Source organism: Methylolobus aquaticus, from assembly GCF_054172105.1.
In genome coordinates this window covers 1-15,012 of the sequence record NZ_JBSYXP010000030.1, presented here as the reverse complement: position 1 = coordinate 15,012, position 15,012 = coordinate 1, and the positions used below count along the sequence as shown (strand labels likewise).

At 58.5% G+C, this 15,012-nt stretch carries 10 protein-coding genes; 3 read left to right on the top strand and 7 right to left on the bottom strand.

Annotated features, from left to right (window positions below; genetic code table 11):
- Positions 1-269: 269 nt before the first annotated feature.
- The 5 genes from ACW73L_RS21825 to cas9 (ACW73L_RS21805) form a co-directional block, all read right to left on the bottom strand.
- Positions 270-2,540 (bottom strand): chitinase, encoded by a 2,271-nt coding sequence (locus ACW73L_RS21825; protein ID WP_498924654.1) that lies wholly within the window; start codon positions 2,538-2,540, stop codon positions 270-272.
- Positions 2,541-3,140: 600 nt separating this feature from the next.
- Positions 3,141-3,473: a CRISPR-associated endonuclease Cas2 gene (gene cas2, locus ACW73L_RS21820; protein WP_498924653.1), complete on the bottom strand. Its 333-nt coding sequence runs from the start codon at positions 3,471-3,473 to the stop codon at positions 3,141-3,143.
- A 2-nt stretch (positions 3,474-3,475) separates the two neighbouring features.
- Positions 3,476-4,363, bottom strand: a complete 888-nt coding sequence (gene cas1 / locus ACW73L_RS21815; protein WP_498924652.1) for a type II CRISPR-associated endonuclease Cas1 — start codon at positions 4,361-4,363, stop codon at positions 3,476-3,478.
- Positions 4,339-6,099, bottom strand: a complete 1,761-nt coding sequence (cas9, locus tag ACW73L_RS21810; RefSeq protein WP_498924651.1) for a type II CRISPR RNA-guided endonuclease Cas9 — start codon at positions 6,097-6,099, stop codon at positions 4,339-4,341. The genes cas1 and cas9 (ACW73L_RS21810) overlap by 25 nt, the downstream gene beginning before the upstream one ends.
- Positions 6,071-7,669: a type II CRISPR RNA-guided endonuclease Cas9 gene (cas9, locus tag ACW73L_RS21805; protein WP_498924650.1), complete on the bottom strand. Its 1,599-nt coding sequence runs from the start codon at positions 7,667-7,669 to the stop codon at positions 6,071-6,073. Before cas9 (ACW73L_RS21805) ends, cas9 (ACW73L_RS21810) begins: the two co-directional genes overlap by 29 nt.
- Before the next feature lie 782 nt (positions 7,670-8,451).
- Between cas9 (ACW73L_RS21805) and ACW73L_RS21800 the strand changes: the two genes are divergently transcribed.
- Together ACW73L_RS21800 and ACW73L_RS21795 are read left to right on the top strand one after the other, a co-directional pair.
- Positions 8,452-9,537, top strand: coding sequence for a hypothetical protein (locus ACW73L_RS21800; RefSeq protein ID WP_498924649.1), 1,086 nt, complete (start codon positions 8,452-8,454; stop codon positions 9,535-9,537).
- 443 nt (positions 9,538-9,980) lie between these two features.
- Positions 9,981-11,531, top strand: a complete 1,551-nt coding sequence (locus ACW73L_RS21795; protein ID WP_498924648.1) for a mechanosensitive ion channel family protein — start codon at positions 9,981-9,983, stop codon at positions 11,529-11,531.
- Between the two features lie 819 nt (positions 11,532-12,350).
- Here ACW73L_RS21795 and ACW73L_RS21790 read toward each other — a convergent pair.
- A complete protein-coding gene (locus ACW73L_RS21790) occupies positions 12,351-12,686 on the bottom strand; it encodes a hypothetical protein (protein ID WP_498924647.1) in 336 nt (111 codons plus the stop codon).
- A gap of 747 nt (positions 12,687-13,433) precedes the next feature.
- Entirely contained in the window at positions 13,434-13,559 is a 126-nt protein-coding gene (locus tag ACW73L_RS21785) for a hypothetical protein (protein ID WP_498924646.1), read from the bottom strand.
- 661 nt (positions 13,560-14,220) lie between these two features.
- Between ACW73L_RS21785 and ACW73L_RS21780 the strand changes: the two genes are divergently transcribed.
- On the top strand, positions 14,221-15,012 hold a 792-nt coding region (locus tag ACW73L_RS21780), incomplete at its 3' end, for a hypothetical protein (RefSeq protein WP_498924645.1).

Genomic DNA, 15,012 nt, shown 5'->3' with positions numbered 1-15,012 from the left:
CCCACCGGGACAGCAGGTGTTGGCCGCCTGACTCAGCCAACGAGCACGGCCCTAAACACCACTTTTGACAATAGCTCACTGAGGACTTTAAAACACCGTCTTAACGGTCTGCTAAATCGATGAGCCGATAAAGGTGACCGCCGTTCGGCCATGGGACTATGCTAAAGCCCCGCGCTTGGCACGCTCCATTCACCCGCCGTGCGTGGGTACTGAAAGTGTTCTATGCGTCCCGTACCCAGTCGCGTGGCGGTCGGTCTATACCTTAGGCTCTATTTACAGCCCAGAGTGACACTCTTTTCACTGTTAATCATGTATGGTGGATCTACGAACCAGGGAAAGGCCTGGCAATTGGCTTGTGGATCTTTCCCAATATACCAAGGAGGATTGAAGATCAGATCGGAGTTCGTAAACACGGACCCTCCGGGAGGGCGAGGATTGGAGTTGGCGATGTCGCAACCCTGCGGGTTCACCTTATCTACGACAAGAGGATAAGACGCTTCAATTGAGTCCTTGACCGCGCCAAAGTAAGTGAGAAGCTGCGCATAATTTGCGATGCGGTTAGCCGCCTGCACTGTGTCATTCTGGATTAATGTCGCACGCGTTGTTGTGTAGATGGCTTGGTCGTGCGAGCTCAATACTTTAGTGTTGTTGATATCACAGGGAACGAACTGTGTTTCATCATTATACAAATAACATCCTTGTGGGTTAAGTCCATCTGCCGGGCTGCATTCGACAGAGCCGTTGATGGCTGCAATCGAGGCCATGAATCGGTTCTTTATGACGTTCCCGCTTTTCCCGTCAAGCGTAACCGGCTCCACTTCGATACCAAGAGCGCTGGCCTGTGGGTTATAGCCAGTATCCAGACTTCCGCCCACGATAATATCATGCATGGAAGGCTTTGGAGGTTGCGGAGTCATGTAAAACCAGAGTGCTGACGCAAAGGCAGCATAACCGTTTCGTCCCACATAATCGGGATCTTTTAGCAGCGCCTCCTCATCACCCAGGAATTGGGCGCTGAACCCAGCGTAGTTGTATGGATAACTGATTTGAAAAAACCCTCTTCCATAGTAATGCACGTTCGTGTCTTGCTTGAGGTCAGGTATGTTCGGGAATGGCGCATCATAGTTCGTGCATTTCGTGGGGGCATTTGGATTGCCCGGTACCGAAATATCGGCGAGATAGCATGAACCCTCGCGCGTTCTCGCGAAAGCCTGTTTCCATGTCGGCAAGGGCTTGCCGCCTGCATCCGTCAGATTCGGGTCATTCGCTCCAGTTTCTTGGTTTGAATGGGCAAAAAAGGCCGATAGCTCCCGAATGCACGCCTCCCTTTCACTCGCATATATGCCTTTCTCACCACAAAAGAAAGGAAAGCGACCGGCTGCCTTTAGGAAGCTTTCATAACTGAAACTGGCTGCATCCACACTATCGGCGGGCTCACCCTTGACCATCTGGCTGGTCAAGTCGTTCCATTTATAAATATCCATTATGCCCATGATAGTTCTGACATTGGCAGGATTTCCTGCGTCGTTCACAATACTTGTGTCAACCTTCCAGTCGCAGTTCAGCGTGGACGCTTTGGCAATTTTGGTGGCTAGCCCAGACTCGAGATCTAACGATTGTCCGCCTGGATCAGTGAGACCTACGAGATCGGATCGTGACTTGGTGTAGGTCACGAGGTTCTGGGCGGTCTGTGCGGAATCGCACGCCGGCGCGGTGGCAAGTGGGTTGTTAGGTTGGGTTTCGGGCGTTGCTGCCGCGAGGGATGCAACCGGGGACAAACGGCGTTGTAGCGACTCCCTGGTCAGCCTGACACAGTCGTGACCGTACGACCGGTTCCCATTGCGATCTTCGCACATGAAGACGTCAGGCCGGGTGAGACCGCAGTCAGGCCCGAACCAGATTCCGCCGTTCACATCCTCGCACTTAACTAAGGGCGCCTTGCGATAGAGTCGGTACTTCAGGGCGGTGGACGTCAAGTCGTGGGGGATGTGTCGATCGTTGTCAACCACGAGGCTAAACGCGCCGGTGAAATACCCCTTAGGCATGATCTTGACGGCATTTGCGGCCCATTGGGGCCGCCATACGGCGAGTTGAGCGGACAAGGTCGATGCTAATTTTACGTGCAGCTCTAACACGCTGCGGACGGGCTTCCAATCGAACTCAGTGATGGATAAGGGCACGATGACATCTTTTCCACCCGGATCAGAGGTTGCGATGCGCAAGGCGCCCTTCGCCGGTGCGCGATGGAAAATCACATTCCAATGAGCGCTTAGCACACGTAACTGTTGAAGATCCTTATCGACACGGGTCATTTGGCCAACGCCACAGGTCTCCCCATGTGGAAACTCACAGAAACTTAACTGTCTGAAATCCGGCGTGTTGACGATGAATTCACCCGGGGCCTCTCCCGCTCGGACAAGCAATCCGGAGCCATCGAGTCTGATAAATTCCGCATAATCGCGAATTGGCGCCGCGTGCGATTGGGTGCTTGCGACGAACAACGCCCCCACGAAAAGGACGCAGTTTAGGTAGCGGTTCATGTTAGATCTCCAACGAAAACTGTAGGAGGAATGCGGTAATCGGCCGTTTCATGCTCGTCCACGGTGTTGGCACGCCAGCGTGCGACTGAGATTATCTGGAAGAAGTATAGGACTTAATCCTCGTGTGATTACGGAGCCGGGCAATTTTAGGCTGTCAGTACCTATTTCTGGTGTTACAGGTCAGTGTTGTTCTGGATTGGCAGGATGACAGCAGCCGAAAAGGTGTCTATTCCTTCCAAAAAGTTATATGGAGCATCAGCAAAAGTCGTGAGACCGGCCATCTGACCATAGTCAGAGGGAATCGAGTTCGGTAGCGTAGCGCTATAGTTCCGGTACCCCATCGCCGGAACGCCTGATATCCTCACATCGTCGGAGCGAACGGCATCGGCATTGGTTCCGGTACCCCACCGCCGGAATGCCTGATATCCTCTATGTCGGTCGCGACCAGTTCGGGAAACTGGTTCCGGTACCCCACCGCCGGAATGCCTGATATCCTCAGCAGCCGCAACCGTCAGATACCTCGAAGCGTTCCGGTACCCCACCGCCGGAATGCCTGATATCCTCTGAACTGCCGCAAGTCGCTGCACTTGCGGCATTTTCTCAGAAGAGTTCAAATTGTTCCGGCGCATCCGGCCGGCATTTTCCCGCATCGACGCCGATGAATTCGCGGGTCATGCCGTATTGCTTGTCGGTCAGAAAAAAGAACGAGAGGTGCGCAGCGTCCGGCACGTCATCCCGCAAACGTTTCACCAGCGCCTCCGCGTTGGCCAGGGTCGGGCAGTGCCGTAGGTACACCGACAGTTGATGCCGGGTGAACCCCTCGCGCAACAACACCTTGTGGAAAACCATGTAGTCGTGGCGCTGCTGCGGCGTCTGCATCGGACAGTCGTAAATCGCCAGCAGCCACATGATGCGCCATCCGTTCCCGGCCATGCCTAGTCGCAGGGGAGCGATAGCCGGACTGCCTTCCCATCCAGCACCCGGCAATAACTGGCCACCGTTTCGGCGATCGCGGCCGGGAGTCGGTAGGCCTGGCCGCCGATGCGGACTTCGTCCTTCATGAATGCCAGCACGTCGAGACGGCAGGCTCCGTCGAACTCCTGGTGTGTATCGGCAATGGCCCTGACCCGCCGATCCACCAAGGGCCGGTAAGGCTCGATGAAGTCGTCGGCGAGGTTGAAGGGATTCTCCGAGCTGTCGTGGCCCAGCCCCAGGGCGGGCGTCAGTGCGGCCATCGCCAGTTCGCGGGCGATGGATGAGCGAAGCACTGCGTAGCCGAAATTCAGCATGCCGTTGACCTTGTCACTGGCCCCGCGCTTCTGACGTGTGAAGTCTTGCCCCATCAAGTGTTTCCAATAATGGCGGGCGGCGCGGCCTTCGAGCTTGCCGGCATCACCCGGCTGGACCCGTTTCGCCATGCGCTCCAGATACAACGCGCCCTTCTGTCCGAGACCGCGAAGCGCGGCCGCCTGCATGCGGATTTTCGCGGCGACCAAGGCTTGCCAAAGGGCCACCCGTTGTCCCGAGTCGAGCGCAATCTGACGGCGCAGCCGCAAGGCCGTGCCCGCTGCACCCTGGTAAGGCCATTGCAGCCCGCATGGGAAGTGCAGCGCATCCGTGACCAGCACCACGCAACCGGCCTCGGCCAGACACCGCAGCACATGGACCGTGAGCGTCACCGTGTGGTGATGCAGACAGAGCACGGCGATGTCCCGCGGCAGCACGAACACGTCCTCGTGGTCCGGCCGCCGGATGCGCAGCCGCCCCAGATCGACGGACAGGTACGCCGGGTTTTCGATCAGCAGGACGCGGTGCTCGGACACGGTTGCCCCAACACCTCCAAGTCCAGCAGTCGCCGCCCACTCGTCTTGCGGAGGCCTTCTGCTGCTGTGATTTCGTCAACTTCCACAGCCTCGGTTAGCGGCACCATGACCAGCATGCCCCCGCCCTGCCCCCAGATTTGCTTGATCAGGAACACCCGCTGGTCCTTAGCGTCGCGGACGCTGTCGCCCTTGAAGAAGCGCCGGCCTTCCGGCGCCGGTTCGCGGATCGAACGATCGAGGTCATGGGCGCGGCGGACCAGATTCGTCGCGACGCCCTTGCCAGCTGGACGAACCTCGAGACAGGCGTATCCCTCGTGCTGCAGCAACTTGTAGTGCTCGCCGGACCGGCTCTTATGGATCACCGGGAAGGCATCGTCGGCATCCCCGTGCCGCAGCTTAACCGCCTTGATCTCCGTTCGGTATTCGGGGTTGAAGATCGGACGGGCCAGGGCTGCCCGCGCGGTCTCACCTGCGGCAACCCGCCGCTCGAACTCAGTCAGAACGATGGCCCGCACTCCGGGGCTCGCGATGTCCGCCAACTTTTTGCGCGCCTGCTCCACGCTGGTCCGGGCGTCTGCCAGGGCGGCCAGGCGCTTCCGGGCGATCAGCACGTGCTGTGCGCCTTCCCGGGGTTCGGCCCGGATTTCCGCGGGTGCAAGCCGCATCCGCACGGCCCCGTCCGCCCCGATTTCGGCCACCCCGTAGGCGGTCTCCTTGAACAGCGGTCCGCCCGGCCAGCGGTCCGGTTTATGACTCAGCTGGCACAGCGCAACCAGATCCACCGCAATGGCGCGGAGGTCTTTCAGGGGCGGCTCGATCGCCAGACTGTAGCGAGTCTTGCGGCCCGGCTCTGGTTGCTCGGCCCGGCGCTGGTAATCCCGTGCCATCCGTTGGTACAGCTTCGGCGTCGAAAGGCCGATGACCAGGGCGTCGATCAGGTGATGGCGGTGATCCTTCCGTTTGTCGATACGACGATCCGTTCTGTCCTCCGGGCTTTGGTCGGGTTTTCCCTCCCAAAAGGCCTTGTGGCGCTCGAACTCTGCTTTCGAAATGGGCTTTCCTTCCGTGTCGTAGACTGGTAGGCCGGATTGGTAGCGGACCTCGGGGATCACCGTTTCCAGGTGCCAGATGCGGCGTAGGTAAGCAGTCATCTCGCCCCGTGAGACCTGGACCCTCGGACAGACGGATCGCAACCATTGCGCGGTGAGCTTGGCGATCCAGGAGGTTTCGTGAAACTGGCGATCGGAAAAGTCACGGATGGCCGCCTCGCCGGACACGCCTTCCCAATCGTCGAGCAGTAGCAAGCGGGCCTTTCCGGACAGATATTTCCTTTTGCGGAACCGCTCCGCCATGGCCAGGACCGCCAGCCAACGTTCCGGGTCGGCGGAAGGCGCGCCACCGAAGGCTTGCCAGGGCGTTCGGTCGCCTTTCACGTCGTTGCATCGGGCGTGCGCCACCACGATCTGGTCCCGCTTCTGCCCTACCCGGGTGAGAGAGCGGGGTAGAATGTGCTCAATGTGGCTGGCATGCCCGTCCGCGATATCGGTCAAGCCCAGCAATTGGTCACAGTAGGGGCAGCGGCCCTCCTGTTCCTTCCACAAAAGGAATTTGGTGATGTTGGTGCGGTTGGTTTCGAGACCGTGGTCCCGCAGTTCCGCCATGGCCTTTTCGCGGGCGCGGCGGTTGCTGGCATTTTCCGTTTCGATTTCATTGCGCCTCGCGAGGCCGAGAGCCATTTCCCTTGCCAATTCCACGATGACTTCGGTCGGGGGGGGGGCCCAGTGTTCGCAGGCAGCGGCCGATCTCCCGATTGAGCTGGCGGAGCGCGACATCCACGACCACGTTGCCGGTCTCGGGTGGCGGCGGCAACTCGGCCTGCAGGGTCTTGTCCGCAAAGTGTTCCGGGTACGCCTCCTTGATGGCATCACGCTCGTTCAACCCCTGTTCCCGGATGATTTCCGTCAGTTTTTCCAGGGCCTTCACGGAGTAGCTGGAACGGCCGGAATCCAGGTCCATGGCGCCGAGTCGGGCAAACTTTCCGCTTGCGATCCAGGCATTGACGAAGCCAATGAACGGCTGCGAGAACGTGCGCGGCGTGCGTTTGGCACCGAGGAAGCGTTTAGGCCAATCGCGGTCTGCCAATTGCTCCGGAGAACCCAGGTCAGCGACGAAATTGACGATTTGCCGCTGCGTCAGGCCGTCCAGTCGCTCCCAGTCCTCCAGCAGCCCCATCTTGCGGAACGCCGCACGAGTCCTGTCGCCGCGCAGTTCCTCGCGGCTGGCCCTGTCCATATTCAGCCCCTTGCCGAGGGGCTTCGGGTAGCCCGCTTTCTCAAGGGCTTTGTAGATCGCTTCGAAGCTCGTTTTGGCCTTGTCGCGGAGCAGTTCGCGGATGACTTCGCGCTGCTGACGGGTGAGAGGCTCCTGGACCCGCCCCATGCCCCAGCGCAGGTCAGCCAGTTGCTTTTCGATGCGAAAGGCCTGTGCCGCCGGCTGTGCCATCGGCGCCCGGGGGAGATCCGGCTCCAACTGGCAGTGGCCGACCATCGCTGCCGGTGATTTCAGCGGCCGCTGAAAGAAGATGGCATCGCGAAACGCGTGTTCCACGGCTGGATCATCAAGCACCGGGTGGTGGTGCGCCTGGGTTCGCCAGATGCGCTCGAATTCATCAATCAGCATGTCTCGATGGGCATAGAGGCCGGCCTCCTTGAGCTTGACGTCGCCCGGCCCCTTGGACCCCATGCGCCATGCGAGATACTGACCAACGGTTTCGGCACCGCAGGCCGCCATCTCCGCTTTCAGCTTCTCGATGCCGGCCTTCACCACCCCCGTATCCTCCTCATCGGCCTTTGGTCTGGCTTTACCCGCACCTTTGCCTTCAGGTGCGGGTAAAGCCGCCAGCTTGAACCCTCCGGCGTAGCCCCGTCGCTTGGCAAGCTTCAGCAACACACGGGCCAAGTCGGGCAGTTCGACACGCTCAGACACCGCACGGGCACGAAGCGCGTGGATTTGTCCACCGGGGTCCGGCGGAACACTGCTGGCATCTAGGCCCAGAAGGGACAAACAATGGGCGATCCGCCGCAGGCGCCGGGCTTTCCGCTCCACTTGCCGCCGCTGCTGGAGGGCCTCCCCCCGCGCGGCTTTCTTGGACTGGCCGACGACTTCGGTCTTCGCCGGCAGCAGGGGCTCCGAGAAGATGCGGGCGGCGTGATAACAGACACCGGCGGGCTCGCCGTTTTCGTCCAACTGATAGGCAACGAGTCCAATCGATGAGGTGCCCACATCCAGGGCGAGCCGATATTTCATGCTTGATTCTCCTACTGGCATTCAACTAACATGATAGCCGTATTAGGTATTCCGATGGTGGGGACTATCGGCAACAAGGCTTAAAGCCACCGATACAGAACGGCTGTCTTCGGGCAGCCGTTTTTCGCTTTGACGCACTGGTGACGCTGCCAGCAATTACCGAAGTGCTTACGGCGCGGCAAACGTTGCCCGGCGCGCCGACCAGAGATGGCCTTCAGGCCACCCATCTCCTGGATTCGCACGCACAAAATGCTGTTTAGCAGGCTCGTCGAGGAAGGTGCGATGGTACGCGCCTTTGTGGGGAATCCCCATGACCCGAATCCGACCCTTGCGCGCCTCTGCTGAAACACGACATCTATCAATTTCGGGCAGGTGAAGAGGCTCCAAGTGCAGGACTCTGAAGCCAGACTGACTCAGCCATTCATAATGGCCTCCCAGATTCCCGCATCCTTACCCAGACACCCTCACCACTACTCATCTGTTGAGAAAACAAGTTCGAGCCCAGGCCCCAACTCCACCTCCAAAACCCGACCTGCAAATGGTTCGCGTGGATTGCGACTGCCGACCCGGCTTTCGATAAAATCCTTAGGTGACTCTCAGGTAAAGGATAGATGGCCCGCGGCTTATGGTAGCGCGGGCCAGGGTGGGTGGTAGGGGATTCCACTAGGACGGGATAGCGTCAGCCTACCCCGAATTTGCATAAAATTACGCGCGACGGGCAGACTCTCCCGCACCCGCCGACCGCGATCGATCTTCGCCAGTTTTAGAGGATACTTTCCTTAATGAAGTGTTTTGCTACGGTGCCTGAGACGCGAGGCGCCGCAATCCTTCTAGCCGGGTTATTAACGGGGTGCCATGCGTTCGGTCCGGATCAGATTCGCGGCACCCACTCGCTTTACAATTCGGCGATTGTCGATACCACCAACGAGCAGTTCCTGAACAACCTGGTGCGACTGCACTATCGGGATCCGACCTTCTTCCTTGACGTCGCCAGCGTCGCCGCATCCATGAAGCTCACGGTCAATGGCGACGCGGGAGCCCAATTCGACTCCACGGACTCCGGCAGCGTGGGCCTCGGCGCAACGTGGGAAACCTTTCCCACCATCAGTTACGCACCGCTGCAAGGGGAAGATTTCGTCAAGAGCCTGCTCTCGCCGATCTCGATCGATGCCATATTGGCCCTGACAGGGTCGGGCTGGTCGGTTCGGCGCGTCTTTGGCATCTGCGTGGAGAGCGTAAGTGGCATTACCAACGCTCCCTCGGCATCGGGGCCGACGCCGTTGAGGGCACCGAGGCACTACGAAGAGTGGAATCGTCTCGTGGAACTGTTTGAGAAAGTGGCGGACGATAATCTGATTCAGGGCCGGCAGGATCCGGACACGAAAACACTCAAGATCGACATTCGCAGCACGCCGGAGCATGCGGAAACCATTAGCGCCATCAAAGCGATGCTGAAACTCGACCCCAGCCGTCACGTGTTCAACGTCGAAGGGGATGCCATCGAGCGTAAGCCGGACACGATTTATATCGTCGCCCGCCCCTTGATGAGCACGCTGTTCTATCTATCCCACCGGGTGGACGCGCCGGAGCAGCACCGTCGGGATGGACTGGTGACTGTGACGCGGAATCGCGACGGTTCCGAGTTCAACTGGGGCGACACGCCAGCGGGGCGGCTGTTCCATATCCGCCAAACCACAGACCGCCCGGACCACGCATTCGTGGCCACGCCTTATCAGGATCACTGGTATTACATCGCTAGGAACGACCTGGAATCCAAATCGACGTTTCTGTTGCTGACGCAACTGTTTCGCCTCCAGGCTGGTGCCGCGAAGTCGATAGGGCCGACCCTGACGCTTCCCGTTCGGTGATCGCTGCGGCAGAGCCGCGGTGGGGCTGCGGTTCGAAGGTGCGACCAGTGTGGTTTGGCCTGCACGCTCAATTTAGGCCCAATTAACAGGAATCCATGGCTTGAAGCCGGCGCATCACAGGTACCCCAGCGCATCAAGCTCAACACAAGAGGAATGACCCCGAGATGCGCAGAATTCCGCGACGGATGGATTGCCCCCAGCGCAACACAGCGTGCCCGACGCGCCGGTCCAGCGTCCGCAACACCCGGCGCCGCAGGCCTTGGTTTGGGTCGCCAACAGCGATAGACAGTTGGGGCGGCGTGCTGCTGGGGCGTTCCCTGCTGATAGTTTGGTTGATGGTGCTGGGCTGTGAGCTCCGCGCCGAGCCGTCTGCTTTAGTCAATGTGCTGGAGCCGGCTGACACGTCGAGCCCCCGGAGCACCTTTTTCGGATTTCTCCGCGTCATGGATGAGCGGTATGGCGGGCTACTGGGAGATACTGGGTTTATTGCCGAATACCTGCAATCAACCCGCCTATTTCCGGCCGAAGGGCCGTTCCAGCAGGTCACGGGCCTGATTCGGCACGGGCGTGCCATCACCGCCAAATATCTGGACTTGAGCGCTTTGCCTCCGGTCACGGTGGAGCAGGCGTCATGGCGGCTCACCATCCAACTCAAGGAAATACTCGACCGCATCGACTTGCCGCCCAGCGTCGACGTTCCCGATGCGGCGATGATGCAGTCTGTTCCGTTCAAACGGTGGACCGTACCAGGGTCCGAGATTCGCATCGGACTCGTCGACAGTGGACCCAGGGCGGGTGAGTACCTCTTCACCCAGGAAACTGTCCGACAGATTCCGATGTTCTTCGACAGGATCCGGGATCAACCGTACCGTGGGGGCCATTCCCCGGGGATGTATGACTTCGTCTTCGGTCGACCGAGCGGTCTGGCGATGGCCCTGCACCGGACGATTCCCCTGCGCTGGTTACTCTCACTTCCGAACTGGACGACGACCCAGTTTCTCGACCAACCGCTTTGGCGCTGGGTGTGCATCGTGGTGGTGTTCAGTGCTTTCAGCGGGACTTTCTGGCTTAGTTTGCGGCTGACCCGGCGCGCACGGGCCAAATCGGGCGCAGCGGCCAATGCCTGGAGTCTGCTGCCCGCGCTCAGTATCCTCTTGCTGTCGCCCGCCACAGACTACGTCTTGGGCGAGGTGTTGTTTGTTTCCCCCAGGCTCTATGGCGGCATGACGATTGGCCTGTGGGTACTGTTCTATCTCGCGCTGACCTGGTTGGCGTGGGTCCTCGGGCGCCTGATCGGCGAGGGGATCATCAACTTCGACCATGTCCGGAACGGCAGTATGGACGCCCAGTTGATCCGGCTCGGCGTGCGCCTCATTGCCTTGGTCGTAGCCGTCGGCATTGTGATCGAGGGCGCCAATCGAGTGGGACTGCCCTCGTACTCGGTGCTCGCGGGACTCGGGATCGGTGGTCTGGCGATGGCCCTGGCGGGTCAGCAGGCCCTGGCCAATCTGTTCGGGTCTTTGATCATCATGTTCGAAAAGCCCTTCCGCATCGGTCACTCGATCCGTACCGGCGGCATCGAGGGCCGGGTCGAGGACATCGGCTTCCGCAGTACGCGACTACGTACGTCGGAGAACACGCTCATGATCGTGCCAAGCAGCGACCTGATCCGGCAGAACATCGAAAATCTCACCGCACGGAAGCTATGGCGCGTCAAACGCACGCTATACCTCAGCGTCAACACACCGGTGTCGCGTCTCCGCGAGTTCCGCGCGGAGGTCGAGCTAACCCTCCACAATCAGGACGATGTCAAACACGACACGCTTCGCGTGGTGCTGACCCAAATCGGCCGCAACGGCTTCGAATTACTCGTGGATTTTGCTGTCAGCGTGCCGGATGACGCCGCACAACTCCGCAGGAGCGATCAGTTATTGACGGCGATCGCCGAATTGGCCGAGCGGCATCAGGTCGCCTTTAACCAGGACGGTAAGTGATCGCTAATGATCAGCGCATACTGCGTTAGCGTGTGCCGGACAGTGGCGATTGATTGGGGGGAATCGACCGCCGCCGCTGAGGCGACCCCCGAGCGCTCCCCAGCACACGTCTCAAACATAGGCAATCGTCGGTCTGGCTGCCCTACTCTGGTTCAGACGCGGGATTGTCGCCGTTCGCCAGCCAGCATCGCATCTACACGCTTCGGCTGCAGTCACGCCAAGCGCGCAATCCGGCCAAAGTCGATGCGCCCACCTGTAGCTGCAGGAATTAGCGTGGCCGTGTGGATGTGGTGCTGAAACTAAGCGATCAAGCGTTAGATATCGGCGACCACATTATTAGATCGCCTTGTTTCCACTTCATTTCGCTGAGGCGGGCCGATAATAATTGTGTGATCGAGGAATGAGAAATAATAGGATGATTAAGGTGTTTTATGTTGAGCCGCTCCTGTTGGAGTGCTAAAAATAAACCCTACTATTTATTCGAGCGACTAGTTCTCTTAAACAGCGGAATTACAAGTTTCGTCTGCTCCGAATCTCCGAGCGCTGTTGCTGTCTGCAAGGCCATTTCATGGTTAAACTCCACTACTGCGGGAAGATAGCCTTTTGCATCTATTCTGACTCTGTATTTTTCATTTTCTATAATATTTATGGTGCATGGCAGATTGCACGACGAATCGCCGGACGCGCGAGCCCCGGTGTTAGGTAAAATGCGGCTTACGGTTGCGGTTGATTGAACGGATTGATTGGTTTCGAGAGTTACCTTTGTGGGTGGATAGCTGCACCCTCCTAGTAATATCGCGAACAGCGACAGTGCTCTGCTTAGTAATTGCATGAAGATAAAGCTCTCGAAAACTGAAACTCTGTCGGTTCGATATCAATTGTAGCCCCTGAAGCAATCTGGGACTGAAACAGCGCCATGTTTCCCAAAGCAGCAAAGGCTACTGGGTTTAATTTTCCAGTGGTCGAAAAATATTGGGCGCAGTTCTCACGGTCCTTTAGGATAACTAAATACGACATGCCTTTTTTGGCTCTAGGAACAATAACTGGCTTCGTATTGTTGTTGAGCGCCTCTGCCAATAGCTTTCCATCCCATTGATACACGTAGACGCTAATATCGTTTTGGCGTACAGTTAATTCCTGTGTCGGATCTTTCAATTTTGTCGTGCAGCCGTAAGGTATTAAAAGGCACAGTAATATACATAGACAATTCCCTCTTTCAAATATAGGGTGTCGCTTTGATTTCATGTATGGTATTTTCTAAAAAAGCGAATAAGCCGAGGGTCCGCGTGGGTTATCTTCGATTTCTAATGCAAATTATTGCATATTTTAAGGCCAGTGGCTTTTTGATGCCTCTCGTTAAAGCGGGAAATTCTGATAATCTTCCCAATTCCTGAAGTGGGGTAAAGAATGGAGCGGGCTGACACGCTGCGTGAATCGTATGCGATAGCACATCGTGCTGTTACCGGGTTTTCAAAATGCAGCATCATATAGCTCAAGTCTATAACACAATGGCGCAGCGGTACATTGCGCCAGATAGAAATGAGGCGTCTTTGTTTGCATGTATGGAAAGCAACCGCTGACCAATGTGTGGAGCTGCAACGACCTCGTGTCCACTAAATGAGCCGTGAGGATCTATGGCGGATTAGGCTGGCCAACGGGGGCATGCTGAACGCCTGTCAGTTGGCCAGCGCTTGCGTGTCTCGTGTTCTGATCCTCTGTTCAGATTCTGATCAAGATCACTCCGCCTCGGCACACTGCCGATGGCATTTCTTAAGGGTTGGTGCAGCGTGCTGCCCCCGCAGATCCGTTTCCACCAACCCCGATCCCACCCCACGCCAACCGCGCAATTCGACTGACCTGCGCGGGATCCACACCCTCGGCCGAAGCGATCTCTCGTAGCGATCAGGCCTTGCCGGTGTCGAGCAACTGCTGCGAGTAGGGTGCGAGACCGAGCGCACGCACCGCGGGGGTAATCTGCTGCAGCAATGGCGTGAAAGCTGTCGCGGGCAGATATCTGGACTTCGCCAAGTAAGGATTTTCCGCTGAGGCCGAGAAGTACTCATCCATCACATGAGCGCATCTGACCGCTGACGGAGTGCTGCTGTCGTTCGAATGACCCCTCTCATCCACGTCCAAACGTCCGGATCTGGCCAAATGGCGACATCGCCAGGCCGATGCCACAGGCTGTGGAGCGGGAAGCTCCGGTGCCCGGCCCGGACCAGGCCGGAGGCGGCAGGCTTGACCCTCGAAACGCGCGCGCAGGGTCAGTGAGCTGGAGCAGCGGTTCAATCGCGAGGGGTCATGATGCCCACCTCGGGGTCGCTGCCGACCGGAAAAGTGTCACAACTTGTGACACTTTTCGATTGGGTCGGGCCGGCTTCAAGCCATACCCCTGCAATGTCACCAATGTTTCTCCTCGCCCCGACTCCTGGGATCTTCGCCTCATCGTTGGTAGCTCGTTTCAGATTCAGAGTGGCGGGCAGTTGATCCTTGCAGTCGAACGCTGGATTCGAACCGATGTCTGAACCACACGATCACGCGATGAGCTTTCCAGGGACTTACCCCCCTCTTCCAACGCTTGCTTTTGCTTCTTACCTGATCGTTATTGCGCGTTGACAAGAACGCAGTGTGGGCACATGCTCTCGCCCAATATCGGGCAGCACAGCTCATTGAGTTTCTTACACTCAGCATGGCCATCATTCTGTCAGCGTCTGATCCCAATCAGGTGGCCTCGGCCACCAGCTTCGAGGCGCTGGTCGGCGAACCCGCCGAACGGTTGTTGGTAATGTCGGGGATCGCGATCCCCGAATTCTGGACCAACCATGACGAGGAGCCGCGGGCTGATGAGATCATTGTGCGCCTCGGCGTGTATGTAGCCTCACTCGACGATCCCACCGTTCATGTCGGACTTTGCGGCATCAGCAACGACGAGACTAACTTCACCTTCTCGCTCAACACCGCGGTGCTCAAGGTCGAGCCGGGGACAGGCGAGCTTCTGCTCAGCGTTGGCGCGGTGATCCTCGGCGAGAAAACACTGATCCATCGCTTCGGCTACCAGGTGGTGGCAAAGGTGCGAAAGGTGGCGGCCCGGATTGAAGGCGTCATCGCCGTACCGGTCGACATCCTCGATGTGTCGCGGCTGTCGCCTGCGGATCTCGCCCTGCAGTTCAAGATCACCGCGAGCCGCATCGAGCGGCAAGCACCGCCGCCCGGCGGCTTCGCGTGGGACCGGCTGATCCCGGTGAAATTCGGAAAAGTGGACGATACGGCTTCTGCACGCGAGGGTGTGAGCTTCGTCGCCTACACCATCGACGGTTGTCCATTCTTTACGCCGCTCCAGGTTGACGTGGAGCCGGTCGGACGCCTCGCTACGCTCGGTGTGGGCGTAGCGCAGGTTGCGGGGCCGCGTCCGGTCACGCTGACCAACCTTGCTCCCGATGCGAGTGGGGTGGACTTCGCCGTAGCCCGCTTCGCGCCGGTG

What these genes read in the sequence shown, in the direction of transcription:
- ACW73L_RS21825 (WP_498924654.1), bottom strand. Translation starts at nt 2,540, where the DNA reads ATGAACCGCTACCTAAACTGCGTCCTTTTCGTGGGGGCGTTGTTCGTC.
- cas9 (WP_498924650.1), bottom strand. Translation starts at nt 7,669, where the DNA reads ATGAAATATCGGCTCGCCCTGGATGTGGGCACCTCATCGATTGGACTC.
- ACW73L_RS21795 (WP_498924648.1), top strand. Translation starts at nt 9,981, where the DNA reads ATGGATGAGCGGTATGGCGGGCTACTGGGAGATACTGGGTTTATTGCC.
- cas9 (WP_498924651.1), bottom strand. Translation starts at nt 6,099, where the DNA reads ATGGCTCTCGGCCTCGCGAGGCGCAATGAAATCGAAACGGAAAATGCC.
- cas2 (WP_498924653.1), bottom strand. Translation starts at nt 3,473, where the DNA reads ATGGCCGGGAACGGATGGCGCATCATGTGGCTGCTGGCGATTTACGAC.
- ACW73L_RS21800 (WP_498924649.1), top strand. Translation starts at nt 8,452, where the DNA reads ATGAAGTGTTTTGCTACGGTGCCTGAGACGCGAGGCGCCGCAATCCTT.